The organism is Ectobacillus sp. OTK (genome assembly GCF_059698935.1).
This window is the reverse complement of sequence record NZ_AP048547.1, coordinates 4,983,690-5,005,341: the sequence shown is the minus strand read 5'-3', so window position 1 is coordinate 5,005,341 and position 21,652 is coordinate 4,983,690. Positions and strand designations below refer to the sequence as shown.

At 44.1% G+C, this 21,652-nt stretch carries 18 protein-coding genes and 4 pseudogenes; 21 read left to right on the top strand and 1 reads right to left on the bottom strand.

From position 1 onward, the window contains the following. Positions 1 to 164: 164 nt before the first annotated feature. Positions 165 to 2,633: a diguanylate cyclase gene (locus AC6HZ4_RS24890; RefSeq protein WP_497492543.1), complete on the top strand. Its 2,469-nt coding sequence runs from the start codon at positions 165 to 167 to the stop codon at positions 2,631 to 2,633. A 98-nt stretch (positions 2,634 to 2,731) separates the two neighbouring features. Here the strand turns inward: AC6HZ4_RS24890 and AC6HZ4_RS24885 are convergent, their stop codons facing one another. After that, positions 2,732 to 3,838 carry a hypothetical protein gene (locus AC6HZ4_RS24885; protein ID WP_497492542.1) on the bottom strand — a complete coding sequence of 369 codons (1,107 nt, stop codon included), beginning with the start codon at positions 3,836 to 3,838 and terminating at the stop codon, positions 2,732 to 2,734. A 110-nt stretch (positions 3,839 to 3,948) separates the two neighbouring features. Between AC6HZ4_RS24885 and AC6HZ4_RS24880 the strand changes: the two genes are divergently transcribed. From AC6HZ4_RS24880 to AC6HZ4_RS24785, 20 genes and pseudogenes are all read left to right on the top strand, one after another. Further along, positions 3,949 to 4,773: an HAD family hydrolase gene (locus tag AC6HZ4_RS24880; RefSeq protein WP_497492541.1), complete on the top strand. Its 825-nt coding sequence runs from the start codon at positions 3,949 to 3,951 to the stop codon at positions 4,771 to 4,773. Beyond that, positions 4,758 to 4,916: a diguanylate cyclase domain-containing protein gene (locus AC6HZ4_RS24875; protein ID WP_497492540.1), complete on the top strand. Its 159-nt coding sequence runs from the start codon at positions 4,758 to 4,760 to the stop codon at positions 4,914 to 4,916. The genes AC6HZ4_RS24880 and AC6HZ4_RS24875 overlap by 16 nt, the downstream gene beginning before the upstream one ends. A 69-nt stretch (positions 4,917 to 4,985) precedes the next feature. After that, positions 4,986 to 5,447: a YndM family protein gene (locus tag AC6HZ4_RS24870; protein ID WP_497492539.1), complete on the top strand. Its 462-nt coding sequence runs from the start codon at positions 4,986 to 4,988 to the stop codon at positions 5,445 to 5,447. Positions 5,448 to 5,803: 356 nt separating this feature from the next. Beyond that, entirely contained in the window at positions 5,804 to 7,786 is a 1,983-nt protein-coding gene (uvrB, locus tag AC6HZ4_RS24865; RefSeq protein WP_497495835.1) for an excinuclease ABC subunit UvrB, read from the top strand. 5 nt (positions 7,787 to 7,791) lie between these two features. Continuing rightward, positions 7,792 to 10,659 carry an excinuclease ABC subunit UvrA gene (gene uvrA / locus AC6HZ4_RS24860; RefSeq protein WP_497492538.1) on the top strand — a complete coding sequence of 956 codons (2,868 nt, stop codon included), beginning with the start codon at positions 7,792 to 7,794 and terminating at the stop codon, positions 10,657 to 10,659. A gap of 74 nt (positions 10,660 to 10,733) precedes the next feature. After that, on the top strand, positions 10,734 to 11,108 hold the full coding sequence (locus AC6HZ4_RS24855) for a phage holin family protein (RefSeq protein WP_497492537.1): 375 nt from the start codon (positions 10,734 to 10,736) through the stop codon (positions 11,106 to 11,108). 20 nt (positions 11,109 to 11,128) lie between these two features. Next, a pseudogene (locus tag AC6HZ4_RS24850) lies at positions 11,129 to 11,212 on the top strand (hypothetical protein); the annotation flags it as partial. Positions 11,213 to 11,618: 406 nt separating this feature from the next. Continuing rightward, positions 11,619 to 11,837: pseudogene (locus AC6HZ4_RS24845) on the top strand (solute carrier family 23 protein); the annotation flags it as partial. Between the two features lie 18 nt (positions 11,838 to 11,855). Next, a pseudogene (locus tag AC6HZ4_RS24840) lies at positions 11,856 to 12,287 on the top strand (solute carrier family 23 protein); the annotation flags it as partial. 2 nt (positions 12,288 to 12,289) lie between these two features. Continuing rightward, entirely contained in the window at positions 12,290 to 12,817 is a 528-nt protein-coding gene (gene uraD / locus AC6HZ4_RS24835; RefSeq protein ID WP_497492536.1) for a 2-oxo-4-hydroxy-4-carboxy-5-ureidoimidazoline decarboxylase, read from the top strand. A 120-nt stretch (positions 12,818 to 12,937) separates the two neighbouring features. After that, positions 12,938 to 13,942: pseudogene (gene pucL, locus AC6HZ4_RS24830) on the top strand (factor-independent urate hydroxylase); the annotation flags it as partial. 11 nt (positions 13,943 to 13,953) lie between these two features. Next, positions 13,954 to 14,319, top strand: coding sequence for a hydroxyisourate hydrolase (uraH, locus tag AC6HZ4_RS24825; protein ID WP_497492535.1), 366 nt, complete (start codon positions 13,954 to 13,956; stop codon positions 14,317 to 14,319). A gap of 132 nt (positions 14,320 to 14,451) precedes the next feature. Next, positions 14,452 to 15,381 (top strand): HPr(Ser) kinase/phosphatase, encoded by a 930-nt coding sequence (gene hprK, locus AC6HZ4_RS24820; RefSeq protein WP_497492534.1) that lies wholly within the window; start codon positions 14,452 to 14,454, stop codon positions 15,379 to 15,381. A gap of 61 nt (positions 15,382 to 15,442) precedes the next feature. Next, complete coding sequence (gene lgt / locus AC6HZ4_RS24815) at positions 15,443 to 16,255, top strand: prolipoprotein diacylglyceryl transferase (protein WP_497492533.1); 813 nt, start codon at positions 15,443 to 15,445, stop codon at positions 16,253 to 16,255. Between the two features lie 263 nt (positions 16,256 to 16,518). Further along, entirely contained in the window at positions 16,519 to 16,785 is a 267-nt protein-coding gene (locus AC6HZ4_RS24810) for a hypothetical protein (RefSeq protein ID WP_497492532.1), read from the top strand. Between the two features lie 4 nt (positions 16,786 to 16,789). Continuing rightward, entirely contained in the window at positions 16,790 to 17,422 is a 633-nt protein-coding gene (gene ppaX / locus AC6HZ4_RS24805; protein ID WP_497492531.1) for a pyrophosphatase PpaX, read from the top strand. Between the two features lie 14 nt (positions 17,423 to 17,436). Next, on the top strand, positions 17,437 to 17,940 hold the full coding sequence (locus tag AC6HZ4_RS24800) for an acyltransferase (protein ID WP_497492530.1): 504 nt from the start codon (positions 17,437 to 17,439) through the stop codon (positions 17,938 to 17,940). 329 nt (positions 17,941 to 18,269) lie between these two features. Next, positions 18,270 to 19,796, top strand: coding sequence for a tetratricopeptide repeat protein (locus tag AC6HZ4_RS24795; protein ID WP_497492529.1), 1,527 nt, complete (start codon positions 18,270 to 18,272; stop codon positions 19,794 to 19,796). 91 nt (positions 19,797 to 19,887) lie between these two features. Then, on the top strand, positions 19,888 to 20,838 hold the full coding sequence (gene trxB / locus AC6HZ4_RS24790) for a thioredoxin-disulfide reductase (protein ID WP_497492528.1): 951 nt from the start codon (positions 19,888 to 19,890) through the stop codon (positions 20,836 to 20,838). 349 nt (positions 20,839 to 21,187) lie between these two features. After that, positions 21,188 to 21,646, top strand: coding sequence for an NUDIX hydrolase (locus AC6HZ4_RS24785; RefSeq protein ID WP_497492527.1), 459 nt, complete (start codon positions 21,188 to 21,190; stop codon positions 21,644 to 21,646). The last annotated feature ends 6 nt before the right edge of the window (positions 21,647 to 21,652 follow it).

Sequence of the window (21,652 nt, the reverse complement as noted above, 5' to 3'; positions counted from 1 at the left end):
ATTTACTTTATTAGGATGTATAGATAAAATGAGGGTAATATACTGGAGACGTTAAACTATTATCCGTATTTGGACACTGGGATAGCGGGGAAGCTAGCAGTGTACCCACCCGGCTGTTTTTTCTATTTGGTCGGGTTTTTATGTTTAGAAAGAGAGGGCTTTATGTGCCAAAGCAATATATATTTTTATTTTCTATCATGCTTCTGGGGCTACTTGCTCTGGGCGGCTTTTATGCTTCGGGCTTATTAGGGGCAAGTTTGTATTTTTTGAAGTACTTTCTAGTGTGCATCATACTGTTAGCAGTTGCTGCCTATGCTTTGTTATTTAGCTCTCTGCGAAGAGGGGATCGTCTGCAGGAAAGCAAGAGCCGATACCAGAAGCTTCTAGCTTTGGCGCCGGAAGCTGTTATGGTATGTGAAGGAGAATGTATTTCTTATGCGAACAGACAAGCACTTGTTCTTCTTGGAGCGCAGTCGCTTGATCAGGTTGTTGGGAAGCATGCAGCAGAATTGATTCAGTTAGGTAATATGTCTACTTTTATGAAACAAAAGAGCCAGCTATTTCAGCATGCTTGTCAGCTAGAGAAGCTAGATGGAACTGTCATTGATGTGGAGATATCTGTAAATCTATTTTTAGACGAGGGACAGGAAACTTTTTTAGTATATGTCCATGATATAAGTGAACGTAAGAGATTAGAAAAAGAGATTTTTGAATTAGAGGAACGAACGGAGAGCCTGCTGGAATTCATTGATGAACGATTCTATAGCGTAAACGAGCAATGGGAAGTAGTGTATCATAATCTTCCTGATACAGAAGACGCGGAGCGAACGGGAGAGGAATTGTATGGAAAAAATATATGGGAGGAGTATCCGTATCTTGTTGGGACAAACATTCACCATCAATGTAAACGGGCGATGGCAGAGAGAATTAAAATTGAATTTGAGGAATACTGCCAACCGCTTGATAGATGGCTTCTTATTCGGATTTACCCAACTAAAAAAGGCCTATCCATTTTTTATCGTAATATCACAGAGCAAAAGAGAAACGAATTAGAGGCCCAAAAGGTAAAGGAGAAATATGAGATTGTTGTAAATACCATTCATGAGGCCGTTTTTCATACGGATAGAAGGGGAAGGCTAACTTTTCTCAATCCATATTGGGAGGTTATGCTAGGATATACAGTAGAGGAAAGTTTAGGGAAGTCTCTCCTTCATTATATGCATCCAGACGACCGTGAGAGAAACCTGGAGTTGTTTCGTTCTTTTCTTAGAGCAGACGAGCAGTATTGCTGTTACGAAATTCGCTGTATTTCTAAAGAGGGAGCTGTTTGCCTAGTTGAGCTGTTTGCGACGCTCATATTGGATGGAGATGGGAATATAACCGGCGCCTCTGGCACGCTGCGGGACATTACAGAGCAAAAGCAAACAGAGCAGCGTTTAATAGAAGTAAACGAACGACTGCAAATTCTAGCGAATGTGGACGGTTTAACTGGTATCGGAAACCGGCGTTATTTTGATGAAATGCTGGATAAGGAATGGAAAAGGGCTATACGTGAGAAGCAGCCGCTTTCTGTTATTCTCTTTGATGTTGATCAATTTAAGCTGTATAACGATTACTATGGCCATCAAATGGGTGATGAATGTTTAAAGGAAGTATCGGGGGCATTGGTCGCATCTTTATACCGTCCGAGTGATATCGGGGCCCGGTATGGGGGGGAGGAGTTTGTTATTCTTCTTCCGAACACGGATTACGATGGAGCACTGCAGGTTGCTGAGCGTACTCGCCGCGCTATTGAAAATCTTGGGATACAGCATGAGCGCTCTAATGTAAGCCATGTAGTAACAAGCAGCTTCGGCGTTGCCAGTATGCTGCCGACTATGCTCAGCGATGCATCAGAGCTTGTCGCCGCAGCAGATAAAGCATTATATCAAGCAAAACGTGCTGGTCGCAATCGCGTTGCTTTTTATAGTATGGAGCCCGAAAAGAAAACGGACGCAGGGGAACATGAGGAAGGGAACGCAACTGAGCTTCTGCCTACAATTGAAGGCTATCTATCATCTCTTCATGCATACGATGAGATAACATGGGAGCACTCTAATAGGATTGCTTACTATGCGATTCATTTAGCACAGGAGCTAGGATTGTCATTAGAAGAAAGAGATCATGTATATATGGCTGCTCTTCTCCATGATATTGGAAAAATGAGTATTCCAAAAAGTATCTTAAATAAGCCAGGCTGTTTAACGAAGGAAGAATTTGAGGTTATTCAGCAGCACCCGCTTCTCGGATATGAGAAGCTGATTCGTCATGATATCTTAAAGGAAAAGCCTCAAATTTTGATGGGGGTGCTGCATCATCATGAGCGTTGGGATGGCAATGGATATCCGTACAGATTAAAAGGGGAAGAAATTCCTCTTTTGGCCAGAATTCTTGCAGTTGTAGATGCATTTGACGCAATGACGAGCGATCGTGTGTATAGAAAAGTCTTCTCTATAGAGGAGGCTCTGGAGGAAATCAAGCAGAACATAGGAGTACAGTTCGATCCGCAGATAGCCGAGTTATTTATTCGCATTTGCCTCAGCTATGAGGAGATGTTTCAAAGCATGGGTAAAAGCCAGGCTGTGAATACTTAAGGACGGATTGAGCTGTGTATAAACATAAGCAAAAGGGATTTCAAAAGTCGTATATGACCGTTTGAAATCCCTTTTGCTTATAAAGAATGTAAGGAGAATTAATGCATGCCTCCTCCGCCATGCCCGCGGCCCATTCCTTTGCCGCCGATAAATCCTAAGCCATCACCCTTATGGCCATCTTGGGATAATGTCTCCGCTGTTTCAGGGGACTTATTAGAAATCTCCTTCATGAGCTCCTGTGTTGTTTTGCTGCTTGTTTCAATGCCAAGCTCTTTCGCTGCCTTTAGCACCTTCGCATCTCGTACTTCTTTCGCTAATGTTTGTGTGTCTTTATCATCAGTGGAGATGCCAAGCTCTTTTGCTTCTTTCTTCACCTGTGCTTCACGCACCTCTTGCGCTAGCGTTTGTGTATCTTTACCGTCAGTGGAGATGCCAAGCTCTTTTGCTTCCTTCTTCACCTGTGCTTCACGCACCTCTTGCGCTAGCATTTGTGTGTCTTTACCGTCAGTGGAGATGCCAAGCTCCTTCGCTTCAGCCTTCACCTTTGTATCGCGAATTTCTTTTTGTAAAGTTTCGCTATCCTTGCCGTCAGTGGAAATGCCAAGCTCCTTCGCTTCGGCTTTCACTTTCGTATCGCGAATTTCTTTTTGTAAAGTTTCGCTATCTTTGCCGTCGGTAGAAATGCCAAGCTCTTTTGCTTCAGCCATCACCTTCGTATCGCGAATCTCTTTTTGTAAAGTTTCGCTATCCTTGCCGTCGGTAGAAATGCCAAGCTCCTTCGCTTCGGCTTTCACTTTCGTATCGCGAATTTCTTTTTGTAAAGTTTCGCTATCCTTGCCGTCAGTGGAAATGCCAAGCTCTTTTGCTTCAGCCATCACCTTTGTATCGCGAATTTCTTTTTGTAAAGTTTCGCTATCTTTGCCGTCGGTGGAAATGCCAAGCTCCTTTGCCTCCTTCTTCAGCTGTGCATCGCGCACTTCTTTAGCCAATGTTTGTGTATCTTTACCGTCTGTTGAGATGCCTAATTCCTTCGCCTTTTGCGCAACAGCTTCTGCGCTTAGTTCTTTTCCATGCCGCCCCTGTTCACCTGCTTGTGTCGTTTGTGTTGTAGTACTTTGCGCTGCAAATGCCGGAATGCTGTTTGCAAATCCTATTCCAAGTGCAAGAGCTCCTGCGGCTACAATTCCTAATGTGCGTTTTTTCATAATTTTTTCCTCCTAGGTTTCTATATGCTGTGTATGTGATTTCATTGCTCCTTACAAGCTCTACTATACGGACAAAGAATGAAAAGAGAGTGAAAAAAGAGATACATTTTTTGTGGAGTATACAATGCATATTTGTTCCTTATGAAGCAATTCATGAAAGAAGCATGTATGATGGAGCTATAAGAAAAGAAGGCGGGGTTAAGCGGATGGGGATTAAAGGAATTTTATTTGATAAAGACGGTACACTGTTGAACTTTGGCATGCTGTGGGTAGCAATTGAGTATGAAGTAATTGATGCATTGCTAGACAGAGTAGGAGAAGCACGGAATACTAAGCTAAAGGAAGCGTTATGTGCATCCATCGGTCTGTGTAATGGTCAAGTTGATGAGAAAGGATATTTTGCAAGCGGTACGTCGCTTGATATTGCGCGTGCATTTCAAGCTGTGCTTCCCTATAATATACCCGACATGCATGAATGGCTTGTGGAGCAGGCTACCTTGAAAACGAAGGAGCATATTCGAAAGGTGCAGCCGACGTGTGACTTACAGACGCTGTTTTCGGAAATGAGGGAAAAGGGGATCGTCATTGGCATTGCTACGTCCGATGATAATGAAATCACAAGGCTCTGTATTGAGGCGCTTCGTATCAAGGAGTATATTACATTTGTTGGCACGGCTGAGTTGTATCCGAAAAAGCCGAACCCTAGTGTAGTGTACGCATTTTGCAGGCAGTTTGGATTGCAGCCGCATGAAGTAGCCATTGTCGGAGATACGGAGAAGGATTTACAGCTTGCTAAAAATAGCGGTGCGGGCTGCGGTATTGGTGTATTATGCGGTGTCGGCTCCGAGGAAGAGTTGTCTATTGCTGCTGATTTTATTGTGCCAAGTCCTGCACATCTCATCCGGGATGGAGAATTCATTTGGGACACACATTGAATCTTTCGGCCGGCATTGGTATCGCATTATATCCTGAAGATGAAACAGATATTCGAAGATTGCTCAAATATACAGATGCTGCAATGTATCAAGCAAGGGAAAAAGGGAAAAATAATTATCAATTTTTTAACGAAGCCATTTAAAATGCTTGTCCTGCATGTATGAATTCCCTCTTTTTTATTCAAAATAGATAAAAGAGGGAGGTTTAAAACGTGAAACTTATAACCGTACTGCTCATTAAATTCATATCCTGCATCATTGCTTTTGCGATTGGCTTAGATTTATTCTTTGACGCGAGCATTGCTGATATTCTTTCGTTCAGTTTGTTCGTTACTGTCGCTTCGTATATGCTAGGTGACAGAATCGTCCTGCCAAACTGGGGAAATGCGGCTGCTACTGCGGTGGATTTCTTTTTAGTATATTTAAGCGTTTGGATTTTCGGCAATGTTCTGCTGCACAACTATTTACAAATTGCTTGGGGGAGCATTTTGTCAGCGGTAATTATAGGCGCCATAGAACTCTTCGTTCATGCGCGGCTTCTCGATCGTATTGGACTCGAGCGGACAGTCGATAAACAATCAGCCGGCTTTAATCCAAGGCTGGCATACGGAACAGAGTTTGCGGAAGAACAGGATATTCGGTCAGTCAAGTACGAAAAAGAAAATGAAGAGTAACGGACCGCCAGCACGGGTGAACAATCGTTTCACCCGTGCTTTCGTTTTGGGCTAATTAGTCCGATATGTTTTATCTATATTTGAAGAAGCTGTAGAAGGCACCTTTTTTAGGTTTTCTCATAAGTTTATATACGGCTTGCTAGGGAGAACACATTCTTCCATGTGCCTTAAGAAAGCATTCTTGTTAGGTTTGGGGCATTGTCTAGTTGTCTCTATGTAATCAAATGCTTATTGACACAGCAATTGTTTTCTTTCAAACTAAAAAACTTCTATCGAATATCTGTTCGTTTTCTTGGTGTTTTTTCCTTTCTTCATGGTACAATAAGGATAAATTTGTTTTCTGGAGGTTAGACATGCTGGAACGTCCATTTGAAGTTGTTTCGTCGTACTCTCCGCAAGGCGATCAGCCGAAAGCGATTCAACAGCTAGCGGAGGGAATTAGACAAGGAAAACGTCATCAGGTGCTGCTCGGTGCGACAGGTACAGGAAAAACCTTTACGATCTCTAACGTCATCAAAGAGGTGAACAAGCCTACGCTCGTGCTTGCTCATAATAAGACGCTTGCCGGGCAGCTGTACAGCGAATTTAAAGAGTTTTTTCCGAATAATGCTGTTGAGTATTTTGTTAGCTATTATGATTATTATCAGCCGGAGGCGTATGTGCCGCAGACTGATACGTATATTGAAAAGGATGCGCAAACGAACGATGAAATTGATAAGCTGCGCCACTCGGCGACATCGGCTTTATTTGAGCGCCGGGACGTTATCGTTGTAGCGAGTGTGTCATGCATTTACGGCTTAGGTTCGCCGGAGGAGTATAAGGAGCTTGTAGTTTCTCTTCGCGTTGGTATGGAGAAGGGGCGCGACGCTCTGCTTCGTCAGCTTGTAGATGTGCAGTACGCGCGCAATGACATGAACTTTCAGCGTGGAACGTTTCGTGTACGAGGCGATGTAATAGAGATTTTCCCTGCCTCCCGCGATGAGCATTGTATTCGCATCGAGTTTTTCGGTGATGAAATTGACCGCATCCGTGAGGTGGATGCGCTAACGGGCGAAGTGCTTGCCGAGCGTGAACACGTTGCGATCTTCCCGGCATCCCACTTCGTTACGAGGGAAGAAAAGCTAACAGTTGCGATTGAAAATATTGAAAAAGAGCTTGAAGGACGGTTGAAGGAGCTGCGTGAGGCAGGAAAGCTATTGGAAGCGCAGCGTCTGGAGCAGAGAACGCGTTATGATTTAGAGATGATGCGTGAAATGGGCTTTTGTTCAGGAATTGAAAACTATTCGCGGCATCTAACGCTAAGGCCGCCTGGATCAACGCCATATACACTGCTTCATTATTTTCCGGATGACTTTTTGATGGTCATTGATGAGTCGCACGTGACGCTTCCGCAGGTTCGCGCTATGTATAATGGTGACCAAGCGCGCAAGCAGGTGCTTGTGGATCATGGCTTTCGTTTGCCGTCTGCGCTTGATAATCGCCCGTTGACATTTGATGAGTTTGAGAGAGCCACTCATCAGTTGATCTATGTTTCAGCAACACCAGGACCGTATGAGCTAGAGCATGAGCCGCAGCCTGTTGAGCAAATTATCCGCCCAACCGGCTTGCTTGATCCTAAAATTGATGTTCGTCCAATCGAAGGTCAAATCGATGATTTAATCGGTGAGATCCGCGATCGTATCGCGAAAAACGAGCGCGTGTTAATTACAACGCTCACGAAAAAAATGTCCGAGGATTTAACAGATTACTTAAAGGATATTGGGATTAAAGTCAATTATCTGCATTCGGAAATTAAGACGCTTGAACGAATTGAAATTATCCGCGATTTGAGGTTAGGGAAATATGATGTGCTTGTTGGTATTAACCTGTTACGGGAGGGGCTTGATATTCCAGAGGTGTCGCTTGTTGCCATACTAGATGCTGATAAGGAAGGCTTTCTTCGTTCGGAGCGCTCTCTTATTCAGACAATTGGACGCGCCGCACGGAATGAGAATGGCCACGTTATTATGTACGCCGATAAAATCACGAAATCTATGGAAATAGCAATAGCTGAGACGCAGCGCCGCCGTGAAATTCAGGAGGCGTATAACGAACGCCACGGCATTACGCCGCAGACTATTCGCAAGGAGGTACGCGATATTATCCGCGCAACGCAGGCCGCCGAGGAAACGCCGGTATATGAAGCAGGAAAGCCGTCCCGTAAGAAAATGTCCAAGGAAGAGCGCGCCAATATGATCGCAAGACTCGAAATCGAAATGAAGGAAGCAGCCCAAGCGCTCGATTTTGAACGTGCTGCTGAGCTTCGTGACTTGCTGTTGGAATTAAAAGCAGAGGGGTGACAAGGATGAATGATAAAATTATTGTAAAGGGTGCGCGTGCCCATAATTTAAAAAATATTGATGTCACCATCCCGAGAAATGAGCTCGTTGTTGTGACAGGACTGTCCGGTTCAGGAAAATCCTCCCTCGCATTTGATACGATTTATGCGGAAGGGCAGCGGCGCTATGTTGAATCACTTTCAGCGTATGCCCGCCAGTTCCTCGGGCAGATGGATAAGCCTGATGTCGATGCCATTGAAGGATTGTCGCCTGCTATCTCCATTGACCAAAAAACAACGAGCCGCAATCCGCGTTCTACAGTTGGAACGGTGACAGAAATCTATGATTATTTGCGCCTATTGTTCGCGCGCATCGGCACGCCGATTTGTCCGAACCATGGTATTGAAATTACATCACAAACGATTCAGCAAATGGTCGATCGTATTTTAGAATATCCGGAGCGAACAAAGCTGCAGGTGCTCTCGCCCATTGTCTCAGGGCGAAAGGGAACGCATGTAAAGGTGCTTGAGGATATTAAAAAGCAGGGCTATGTTCGCGTCCGTGTTGATGGTGAGATGCGTGAGCTGTCTGATGATATTCAGCTTGATAAAAATAAAAAGCATTCAATCGAGGTCGTAGTAGACCGTATTGTGATGAAGGAGGGCATCGCATCCCGTCTTGCGGATTCGCTTGAAACAGCGCTCAAGCTCGGAGAAGGCCGCGTGTTAATTGACGTTATCGGGGAGGAGGAGCTGCTGTTTAGCGAACATCATGCCTGCCCGCTTTGCGGTTTTTCTATTGGGGAGTTAGAGCCGCGCATGTTTTCCTTCAACAGCCCGTTTGGGGCGTGTCCATCATGTGACGGTCTTGGCGCGAAGCTGGAGGTTGACTATGAGCTGGTGATTCCAAATCCGGATCTTACGCTGCGTAACCATGCCATTGCGCCGTGGGAGCCGACGAGCTCGCAATATTATCCGCAGCTGCTTGAAGCGGTATGCAATCATTATGGCATTGATATGGATATGCCGGTAAAGGATATTCCAAAAGCTTTGCTTGATAAAGTGCTGTATGGAAGCGGAGAAGAAAAGGTATATTTCCGCTATGTAAACGATTTTGGGCAATTAAAGGAAAGTGAAATTTTCTTTGAAGGCGTCATTCCGAACATTGACCGTCGTTATCGCGAAACGAGCTCAGAATATATTCGCGAGCAAATGGAGAAGTACATGGCGCAGCAGCCGTGTCCGAAATGTAAAGGAGCACGTTTGAAGCCGGAAACCTTAGCTGTTTTTATCGGCGGCAATACGATTGCAGATACAACAAAGTTTTCTGTAACGGAAGCCTATGAATTTTTTAATACACTGTCACTCACAGAAAAGCAAGAAGCGATTGCACGGTTGATTTTACGAGAAATTAAAGAACGTCTCAGCTTTTTGATTAACGTTGGACTGGATTACTTAACGTTAAACCGCTCGGCAGGGACGTTATCAGGCGGAGAAGCACAGCGCATTCGTTTAGCGACACAAATTGGCTCACGCTTAACAGGTGTACTCTATATTCTTGATGAACCATCAATCGGTTTACACCAGCGAGATAATGACCGCCTTATTCAAACATTGCAAAATATGCGTGATCTTGGCAATACGCTCATTGTTGTAGAGCATGATGAGGATACAATGATGGCGGCGGATTATTTGATTGATATTGGACCAGGTGCAGGTATTCACGGTGGGCAGGTTGTCTCTGCTGGTACACCTAGTGAAGTGATGGAGGACGAGAACTCGCTGACGGGGCAGTATTTAGCAGGTAAAAGGTTTATTCCAGTACCGCTGGAGCGCCGAAAAGGCGATGGCCGCAAAATTGAAATTGTCGGCGCGAAGGAAAACAATTTAAAGAATGTGAGGGTGTCTTTCCCTCTTGGTACATTTATTTCAGTAACAGGTGTGTCCGGTTCTGGGAAAAGTACGTTGATTAATGAAGTACTATACAAAACGCTTGCCCAAAAGCTGCACAATGCAAAAAGCAAACCGGGGCATCATAAGGATATAAAGGGTCTTGAGCATCTTGATAAGGTGATTGATATTGATCAATCGCCGATTGGCAGAACACCGCGCTCAAATCCGGCTACCTATACAGGGGTGTTTGATGATATTCGTGATGTATTTGCGCAAACAAATGAAGCGAAGGTGCGAGGCTATCAAAAGGGACGCTTCAGTTTTAATGTCAAAGGCGGGCGCTGTGAAGCTTGTCGGGGCGATGGCATTATTAAAATTGAAATGCACTTTTTGCCGGATGTATATGTACCGTGCGAGGTTTGTCACGGTAAGCGGTATAATCGTGAAACTCTTGAAGTAAAATATAAGGATAGAAGCATTGCTGACGTATTAGATATGACAGTTGAGGATGCGCTTGAGTTCTTTGAAAATATTCCAAAGATTAGAAGGAAATTGCAGACGATTGCCGATGTTGGCCTCGATTATATGAAGCTAGGCCAGCCAGCCACAACGCTCTCGGGCGGTGAGGCGCAGCGCGTGAAGCTTGCATCAGAATTACATCGTCGTTCGAGCGGTCGTACACTATATATTTTAGATGAGCCGACAACCGGTCTCCATGTTGATGATATTGCACGTTTGCTTAAGGTGCTGCAGCGTCTTGTGGAAAATGGGGATACAGTGCTTGTAATCGAGCATAATTTGGATGTGATTAAAGCTGCAGATTATATCATCGACCTTGGTCCAGAAGGCGGTGACAAGGGCGGACAAATTATTGTGACTGGTACACCTGAGCAGGTGATACATGAAGAGAAATCGTATACGGCAAAATATTTAAAAACCATTTTAGAACGTGATAAGGCCCGGATGAAGCAGCGGGTGGAAGAAGTCGAGTTGATGAAGTAGTTCCAAAAGCTCCAAAAGAATGGCTTTTCTTTTGGAGCTTTTTCATACATAAGCTTTAAAGGATGTGTAAGAGAATGAGATGGATCATCTCAATTATAAGCAACAGCATTGTGCTCATTGTTGTAGCAGGACTTTTTAGAATTTTGGTGCCGTCGTCCTTTTATATAGAAAATGTTACGACGGCATTAGCTGCGAGCATTGTATTGGCCCTTTTGAATGTATTTCTTAAACCGCTTCTTATTGTAGTGACGCTGCCAATTACAGTTGTTACATTTGGGCTGTTCCTTATTATTATCAATGCCATTACGCTAAAGATTGCGGACAGCCTGCTCGGGGCATCGTTTGATATTAAAGGCTTCGGCACGGCTGTAGCGGCAGCTGTATGTATTTCGGTTTTGAACATGCTGATTGATAAGGTGATATTGGAGCCTCTTTCCAAGAAGGACTAAACAGATTGTTGTTCTCATGTCTTGAAAAATGTGAGGACTTAATCGGTAAAACCTTGAAGGATAGGGAAGTAACATTGCGATTACGTCTTGCGTTGCGTATTAAAGATATAGGCTGTTTTCGCATAGATTGTGGCTTTTGCCTCTGGCACAGCAGCATGATACAGCACTGTGGGAAGAGGCGGGAAGTCAGAAATGGGAGGTTGATTGCAAGAGGCGAACAGCCCCTTGCTTGTATCGCACTTTTATTCCTGCAGCAACAATTGTTTAGAAAAGAGCAAAAATATAATAAATCTATCTTAGGTCTTTTTGTTAGATTATCTTACAAAAAAGCGGGGTGATTTGGTTTTTGAAGCAATCGCCCTGCTTTTTTGATGGAAAAATAATGATAATTTAGATATTTGTAGAAAATGTGCATTCCTTTATTTCCTTTTTGTGTAAGGTAACTAATGACAGTACTTGAATAATAGATTAACATGTTAATAAATATAACATTCAGTGTTATTTAAACTAATGGAAGATACTCATACGATTGGAGGAGAATTGCATATGAATGAAAAAGCAAGTGGTGCCAAGATCATGTCATTAGGCCTTCAGCATGTGTTAGCTATGTATGCGGGAGCTATTTTAGTGCCGCTGCTCGTCGGAAGGGCATTAAAGCTGTCCACAGAGGAGCTATCGTATTTAGTAGCTATTGATCTCTTAACCTGCGGGATTGCGACACTCTTGCAGGCGTGGAAAACAAAGTACATGGGTCTCGTTCAGTTATCAAACGTTAAGACAAAAAATGTAGTGGTGGCAGCAGGCGGTATTCTCGTCGTGCTTGGCTGTATTCCGAAAATCGCTGCTGTCGCAACAATCATACCGACACCTGTGCTTGGCGGAGCGATGGTTGTGATGTTTGGTATGGTTGTTTCTTCAGGTATTAAAATGCTAAGTTCGGTAGATTTTGGGCGTCAAGAAAACCTGCTGATTATTGCCTGCGCTATTGCGTTAGGAATGGGTGTAACAGCGGTTCCGGAGTTTTTTGCGAAGCTTCCGCAGATGCTGCGCATTCTTGTCGGTGACGGCATTATTACAGGTAGCTTAACGGCTATTCTTTTAAATGTATTTTTCAATCTTCGCGGCCGAAGCTTTGTCACTTCGACAGAGCATGAACAAGCGCTGGCGAAGCAGGTGTAACAATGGCAGGGGAAGGAGTGTTGGTGAGAGTGGTAAGCTTGCATGAGCTGAATGAAGGAAGGGAAGACGTGTTTGTACAAACGCTCGGCGGGATTTTTGAGCATTCGCCATGGGTGGCGGAACGGGTGGTATCATCCCGTCCATTCGCCTCGCGAGCTGCGTTATATGAAGCGATGGTAGCGGCGGTAGATCAAGCTTCTATGGAAGAGCAGCTGCAGCTCATCCGAGCGCATCCAAATTTGGGGGCGAGAATCGAGATGAGTGCCGAGTCCAAATCGGAGCAAGGCGGCGCCGGGTTGCGTGATTTATCAGAAAAAGAATACGAAAGCTTTCTTTCTTTAAATGAGCAGTATATGAGTACATTTGATTTTCCTTTTATTATCGCTGTAAAGGGTAAGACAAAGGAGGAAATCTATGAAATGCTGCAAAAACGATTACACCATTCGCTAGAAAGAGAGTTTCAGACAGCATTGCAGGAGATATATAAAATTGCTTATTTCAGGGTGGAAGAGAAGGTGCAGGAGATTTAGGGCTGATTATAGTGTTTTATTTTATATGTTAGAAATCTATAAATTTCTAAGTAGAAGACCATTAGATGCAGCAGGAATTTTAGAAAGTGTCTGTTTTTCGTGGTGTCTAGCTCCGGCAGCCTATTACAAAAGGGGGAATTTTTGATGAAAGCTGAAAACAAACGAGCGATGTACTATGGAAAAGGAGATGTGTTTGCGTATCGCACATATTTAAAGCCGCTTACTGGGGTGAAGCGCATTCCGGAGTCAGCCTTTGCAGGACGAAGCAATGTCGTATTTGGGTTAAATGTGAAGGTAGCAATTGGAGGAGAGCAGTTTCTTTCCTCTTTTACAGAGGGCGATAACAGTCTTGTTATCGCGACAGATTCTATGAAAAATTTTATTCAGCGCCATTTAGGAACATATGGAGGCTCTACAGCCGAAGGCTTTTTGCAGTATACAGCCGAGTCTTTTCTACGTAAATATCCGCATGTAGAAACGATCCAGCTTATTGGGGATGAAGTGCCGTTTCAGGCGGTGCAGGCAGTGTGTGATGGAGCACTGACAGATAGCCAGCTTGTGTTTAGCCGTTCCCGAAGCGAGAATGCGCAGGCTATGGTGGAGATGAAGCGTACAGAGAAGGGATTTAAATTGACGGGGCAGGAAAGCAGCATTCGTGATTTACAGCTCATTAAGGTAAGTGGAAATTCATTTGCTGGCTTTATCCGTGATGAATATACAACGCTGCCGGAGGACGGAAATAGGCCGCTGTTTGTATACCTTAACATTGCATGGAAATACGAAAATGCAGAGGATGCCTTTGGTAACAATCCGCTGCAATACGTAGCAGCCGAGCAGGTGCGTGATATTGCTGCTTCTGTATTCCATGAAACAGAAACGCCGTCTATTCAATACTTAATTTACTTAATTGGCAGCCGTGTGCTAGAAAGATTCCCGCAATTAAGTGAAGTGAGATTTGAATCCCAAAATCATACGTGGGATAAGGTGGTTGATGAAATTCCAGGTTCTGAAGGCAAGGTATATACAGAGCCGCGTCCGCCGTACGGCTTTCAAGTGTTTTCTGTGAAGAAGGAAGACTTATGTACGGGGCAGGAGCAGTTTGCTTCGAGTCAATCAGCGGAATAAGGGGCGATTTGATGAAGATAGGTCTGACAACACATATATTGGATACGGCGCACGGTTGTCCGGCAGCCGGAGTGAAAATTGATTTGTTTTTTCTAGAAGGAGAAGACTTTGCGGAAAGAACGTATGTAAAAAGTGTTGTGACAAATGAGGATGGACGATTGCAGAACCCGTTGCTGGATGCGGAGGAGATGCGTGTTGGGATATATGAATTGCTGTTTTATGCAGGAGATTATTTCCAGAATCGCCAAATCCAGCTGCCAAAGCCGAGTTTTCTTCAGGTAATACCGGTGCGTATTGGTATCGCCGATCCTTCAGCTCATTATCATGTCCCATTGCTTCTCTCCCCTTGGGGGTATCAAGTATATCGGGGAAGCTGAGCTTCTTTAGAGCCTGTGCGGAATTACGCACAGGCTTTTTGTTTATACTTCACAAATTATACTATCTTTATTTTTTGTTTCCTTAAAAAAATGATACAATGAACAACGTATACTTAAGATGGAGGTAGCAATATGCCGAAGGTTCGCGCAAGAGATTTAATTGAACAATTTCAGCTGCAGCTTGTCAGCGGGGAAGAGGGTGTAAACCGCCCGATTCAAACGAGTGATTTATCGAGACCGGGGATTGAAATGGCCGGCTTTTTCACATATTATCCGGCCGAGCGTGTGCAGCTGCTTGGAAAAACGGAGCTAACATTCTTTCATACGCTTAGTCCGGAGCAAAAGGCGGAGCGGATGCAGGCGCTTTGTACACCGACAACGCCGTGCATTATTGTAACGCGCAATCAAGAAGTGCCGGAGGAGCTGATTGCAGCTTCGCGTCAGACAGATGTTCCAATCCTACAGTCTTCTTTGAAAACAACACGGTTATCCAGCCGTCTTACGAACTATCTAGAAAGTAAGCTTGCACCGACAACAGCGATTCATGGTGTATTGGTTGATATATACGGCGTCGGCGTACTCATTATGGGCTCAAGCGGCGTCGGAAAAAGTGAAACAGCGCTAGAGCTTGTGAAGCGCGGACATCGTCTTGTTGCCGATGACAGTGTGGAAATTCGTCAGGAAGATGATGATACGCTTGTTGGCAGCTCGCCTGAATTGATTGAGCATTTGCTTGAAATTCGCGGCCTAGGCATTATTAACGTTATGACATTGTTTGGAGCGGGAGCGGTGCGCAATCATAAGCGTATTTCGTTAGTCATCAATCTTGAGCTGTGGGATCAAAAGAAGAACTATGATCGTCTCGGTCTAGATGAAGAGAAAATGAAAATCATTGATACGGAAGTAACAAGAATTACGCTTCCTGTTCGTCCAGGTCGGAACCTTGCTGTTATTATTGAGGTGGCTGCGATGAACTTCCGTTTGAAGCGCATGGGTGTGAATGCAGCGCAGCAGTTTTCTGAACGCCTTATGAGCGCGATCGAGATGGGTCAGCAGGATTAACCTAGGGGTCGTCTTGTCCCAGAACTAATCACGAACCGAGAAACAGAGAGGAGCGGAGAAGATGCTGCTTGGAAATATTCCTCATTTAGATCGCGTTGCCATTCAGCTCGGGCCTTTTCCAATTTATTGGTACGGCCTGATTATCGGCTCAGGCGTACTGCTTGGGCTGTGGCTTGCTATTCGGGAATCAGAGAGACGAGGCTTGCCGAAGGATACGTTTGTTGATGTTGTATTGTTTGCGGTACCGATTGCGATTTTGTGTGCCCGTGCGTATTATGTGCTGTTTGAATGGGATTACTATTCTGCCAACCCAAGTCAAATTATTAATATCCGTCAGGGCGGTCTGGCGATTCACGGCGGCTTAATTGGTGCAATGATAACAGGTATTGTTTTGGCAAAAATGAGAGGCCTGTCATTTTGGAAGCTAGTTGATATTGCAGCACCGAGCATTTTGTTAGGGCAGGCAATTGGCCGCTGGGGCAACTTTATGAATCAGGAGGCGCACGGCGGGGAAGTAACGCGCGAGTTTTTAGAAGGCTTGCATTTACCTGAATTTATTATTAATCAAATGTATATTGATGGTGCATATTACCATCCAACCTTTTTATATGAATCGCTTTGGAATATTGCCGGGGTCGTTGTTTTATTATTGCTGCGAAAAGTGAATCTTCGCCGCGGTGAACTGTTTTTAACGTATTTAATTTGGTACTCTGTCGGTCGCTTCTTTATTGAGGGCTTGCGAACAGACAGCTTAATGCTTGGAACCCTTCGCATTGCGCAGGTTGTGTCCATCACGCTTATTGTTTTAGCTATTGTACTCATCTTCATTCGTCGGAAAATGGGGTACGCTGATAAACGCTACCTAGAGGCGTAAGCCTGCAGGTGATGTATTTAGCATAGCGCTCTTTAAAAGGGCGCTATGCTTTTTGAGTAAATACGAAAGCGTTCCTTTGTGGATGTCGCCCGGCTTCAGGGTCAGCTCCTCGCAGTCAAATAACCTTCGCCGCAAAAGAAAAAAAGCGCCTTGTGCACGGGTTGTTCTTCCGCCGGAGCGAAGGCGAACCTGCCGCTTTTCTTAGGGGGATAAAGCTTGTTGGGAGTGCTGAAAAGAGGAAGTATCTCTGGGATTAAAGCAACATGGACGTTTGGGAAAGTTATTTTTCCCATTACGCTCTTTATTACAATTTTGAAGTATCTCCTGTTTTATCATGGATCACCAAGCTTATGGCGCCGTTTATAGGTCTCCTCGGCTTACTGGGTGATGCGGCGCTTGTGCTCGGAAGCTTTTTGAATTTATATGCCGTAATTGGGGCTATTCTAATGTTAGAACTTAGAATTCTTGTGGCGATTATACTCACAATTATGGCTTCAATCATTTGGAGAAGAGTCGAACGAAAGGAATGAGCTTATGAAAATTAATACTGTACTATTTGATTTAGATGGGACGCTAATTAATACGAATGAGTTAATTATTGCATCATTTTTACATACGCTGGATCTGTATTATCCCAATAAGTATAAGCGGGAGGATGTATTCGCATTTATCGGGCCGTCGCTGCGCGAAACCTTTTCAGCTATGGACACGGAGCGTACGGAGGAAATGATTCAGACGTACCGCGATTTCAATCATGCGCATCATGACGAGCTTGTACAAGAATATGAGACTGTCTATGAAACAGTAGAACAGCTTGCGAAGCAGGGGTATAAGCTGGGTATTGTCACAACGAAAGCGCGTAAAACGGTAGAAATGGGCCTGAACTTGACGAAGCTAAATCAATTTTTTGATGTAATTGTTACAATCGATGACGTGGAGCATGTGAAGCCGCATCCGGAGCCGATCGAAAAGGCACTTCGTCTCTTGGATGCTGACCCTGCTGCTACGCTGATGGTTGGAGATAACCATCACGACATTTTGGGAGGTAAAAATGCCGGCACCAAAACTGCAGGTGTAGCCTGGACGATTAAAGGACGCGATTATTTAGCTGCATATAAGCCGGATTATATGCTGGAGAAAATGAGTGACTTGTTGACTATTTTGTAAGAGGAGAGAAAGTTGTGAGGCGGACGACGCGGTATCCTGTATTAGGTGCGAACTCGCTGTGGCAGATGTATAAAACGGTATCGTTTTGGAAGGTGGTCAAAACCTTCATTATCATTCAAATAGCACGGTATACGCCGTTTCTTAATGTGAAAAATTGGATGTACCGCACCTTTTTGCATATGAAAATCGGTGAGCAAACATCATTCGCGCTTATGGTCATGCCTGACACGATGTTTCCAGAGAGAATTACGGTCGGGCGCAATACGATTATCGGCTATAATACGACGATTTTGGCGCATGAGTATTTAATCAAGGAATACCGCCTTGGTGATGTCATCATCGGTGATGAGGTAATGATCGGAGCGAATACAACGATTTTGCCAGGTGTGACAATTGGTGACGGCGCTGTTGTATCAGCAGGTACACTTGTACATAAGGATGTTCCAGCAGGTGCATTTGTCGGCGGGAATCCGATGCGGGTCATTTATACGAAGGAAGAGATGGAGAGGCGTAAGTAACAAGGCAATCGGCAGGAAGTCGATTGCTTTGTCTTTTATGTCGATCTTTTTATGGCTGAGGCCGCTTTTTGTGGTGCCTAACTCCCTCAGCCGGCGCCCATCCGTAGAATAATCTTCGCCGCAAAAGACAAAAAACGTCCTTGGCGGTGAAGGACATTTTGTTACGGGAGCTAAGCGGGCCGGATCTGCTTTTCGTGGTATCTGTACGTATTGCATAAAAAGCCATAATTTGTATATAATATATTGTTTTGTTTTCTTTGGAATCGTTTATACTTATAATTAGAGATATTATGGACTTCGTGTGGAACAAAGAGAAAAGTGGAGGTTTTATGGGGAAAAATCAAAGAATGCGAGAAGCGAAGGGACAAGTTGTTGCCTTCCATCAATCTGCCGAATTTTTTTATGAAAGAGGCATGAAAGCATATCGGCGCAATGATCTGCAAGCGGCGGTTAAATATTTAAAGAGAGCGGCGAATGTGAAAAAGGAGCCGTTTATTTTATGTCAGTTGGCTATCACCTTATCCGAGGTTGGGGAGTATCATGAGTCTAATCAAATTTTCTCCGCTGTTTTGCGGGCGGACGCTTCTGTGAAGGAATGCCATTATTTTATGGCAAATAATTATGCATACCTTGGATTGTTTCAGCAGGCAAAGAAATACGCCCAGCGTTATTTGGAGACGGCAGAAGAGGAAGAATTCGTTGAGGAAGCGCTGGATTTACTTGATTTGATTGCTGAGGAAGAAGGAGGAGAAGAGTTCGAGGACGAAGATGAGCTCATTCTCATGCAGGAAGAAGCAAACGGGCATATCCGCAATGGAAGACTGGAGGAAGCTACTGCGGTTTTACAGGAGATTATCGCTTTATATCCAGAATTTTGGGCTGCTTATAACAATTTAGCAATTGTTCGCTTTCAGCTCGGGGATATTGAAGAAGCGCTTCGAATTTGTGAGGAAGTATTGGAAAAAAATCCAGGGAACTTGCATGCTTTATGTAACAATGTTATTTTCTTTTATGCAATTGGCCGACAGAAGCAGGTTGAGGAGTTGGCAAGAGGATTAGAGCTTGTATACCCGATTTTAACAGAACATCGCTTTAAATTGGGCACAACGTTTGCTACAATTGGGCGTTTTGAGCTTGCTTATAAATGGTTGAAGTTACTAAGACGCCGTGGTTATGAAGGAGATGTTAGCTACTATTACTGGCTTGCATATTCCTCTTATATGATTGGCGATGAGCATATGGCAGAGCAGGCATGGAAGCAGGTAGTTGACCTCTATCCGGAAAGGGAAGGCAAGGAGCCTTGGAGAGCCGTTGATTTTACGGAGGACGGTCCCCATCAGCAAGCTTTGCTTATGCAGCTGAAGTATTCGTTTGAAGAAGAGGAAACGATGCAAGGGAAAATGCTGGCCCTTTATTTAATGAATGAGCTGCAAACGAAGGAAAAGGCGGATGTTTTTCTACGTATTGCACAATTATCCTCTGAATTTGGGATTCTCTCTGACTGGGCACATTATTTCTTTTTGAAGACAGCTGGCCAAACAATAGATAGAGAGATGGAAATATTTGATAAGTGCGCACGGATTGCGGATGTTTTATACAACTATACACGAAAAGACGATGAGTTAACTGAAGAATGCTTACAGTTTTGGTTTTACACGTTTTTGCATATGCATGAAAGCAGTACAAGGCTGTCTAATGCATTTGCTTGGTCAGCTGCTGTTGAGTATATTGTGCGCAGCGATCAAAAGAAAAACATGACACAAGCGGAAATTGGAGATATATATAATGTGTCAGTATCAACTGTCCGCAAATATGTTCAGGTGTTAAAGCAGGTTTTTAGGGAGGCAAATCAGTAGAAAAAAGACACGCTGAGACAGTATAATGAACCTGTGAATGAAGAATATAGAAGAAGCGTATGAACTTGATGCGGAATAAGGAGTGAGCAAAGTGGCTGAAGAAAAGATTTATGATGTTATTATTATCGGGGCTGGACCAGCGGGGATGACTGCCGCACTTTATACGTCCCGGGCGAATTTGTCTACATTAATGATTGAACGCGGTATTCCGGGCGGGCAAATGGCTAACACAGAGGAAGTAGAAAACTATCCTGGCTATGACCATATTTTAGGACCGGAGCTGTCAAACAAAATGTTCGAGCATGCGAAAAAGTTCGGTGCGGAGTATGGCTACGGTGATGTGAAGGAAATCATCGATGGTAAGGAATATAAGACGGTTATCGCAGGCAAGAAGGAATACAAGGCACGTGCAGTTATCATCACAAGCGGTGCAGAGTATAAAAAAATCGGTGTTCCTGGTGAAAAAGAGCTGGGAGGCCGCGGTGTATCCTATTGTGCAGTGTGCGACGGCGCATTCTTTAAAGGAAAAGAGCTCGTTGTTGTCGGCGGCGGAGACTCTGCTGTTGAGGAAGGTGTGTATTTAACTCGCTTTGCAACGAAGGTTACAATCGTACATCGCCGCGACAAGCTGCGTGCACAAAAGATTTTGCAGGACCGCGCTTTTGCGAATGAAAAAATATCCTTTATTTGGAATCATACAGTGAAGGAAATCAATGAAGAAGGCGGAAAGGTCGGAAGCCTTACGTTAACAGATGTTAACACAGGAGCGGAGCAAGAGTTCAAGACGGATGGTGTGTTCATTTATATTGGAATGCTGCCGCTCTCTAAGCCGTTTGAAGCGCTAGGCATTACGAATGAAAATGGATATATCGAAACAAATGACCATATGGAAACGCGTGTGCCTGGTATTTTTGCGGCGGGAGACGTGCGTGAAAAGGCGCTTCGTCAGATCGTAACGGCAACAGGCGATGGAAGTATTGCAGCGCAGGCAGCTCAGCATTATATTGAAGAGCTAAAGGAAGAATTAAAAGTCGCGAAATAGTAATAAATTAGTAATTATTCTTTCATTTTGTTGTAACAGTAACGCAATATAAGTGGGGTATAGTATACGTAGCAAGTACCCCCCACTTATTTTTATCATATGTAGAGCATAGGCAATGAGGCTTATGCTCTTTTTTTGCAATCAGCAGGAAGCTTGCCTGGAAATGAGTGGTAAAGCAAATATCGAGCAGAGTGCTTTCGATTCCTCTATAATTGTTTTTGTATTTTTTACTTATTCTCATCACGTCTCGTCCATTCATTGTGACAAACTGGAATTGATAGTATAATGGAACATAAGCATAGGCAGAAAGCGGTGTAGTTTGCCGTTTATATAACTGAGGTGAATGAGTTTGCAAAGAGTAGCGAACTGTGTATTATTAAAAGACAATCAAATACTTTTGTTGCAGAAGCCGCGCCGTAACTGGTGGGTGGCGCCCGGCGGAAAGATGGAGCGCGGTGAAACAGTTCGCGAAGCTGTCGTGCGTGAATACAGGGAGGAAACTGGCATCTATTTAAAGAATCCTTCTTTAAAGGGTGTTTTCACATTTGTTATCAAAGAGAACGATAAGGTTGTCTCAGAGTGGATGATGTTTTCCTTTCTTGCTACTGACTTTACGGGCGGGAATAAGCCGCAAAGCGAAGAAGGAATTCTGCAGTGGCACCCGTTAGCTGATATTGACTCCTTGCCGATGGCTCCGGGTGATTATCATATTATAGATTACTTACTTCAAGGAAGCGGCATGATTTATGGAACATTTGTATATACGCCTGATTTTGAACTGCTGTCATATCGTTTAGACCCTAGTTAAGTCTAA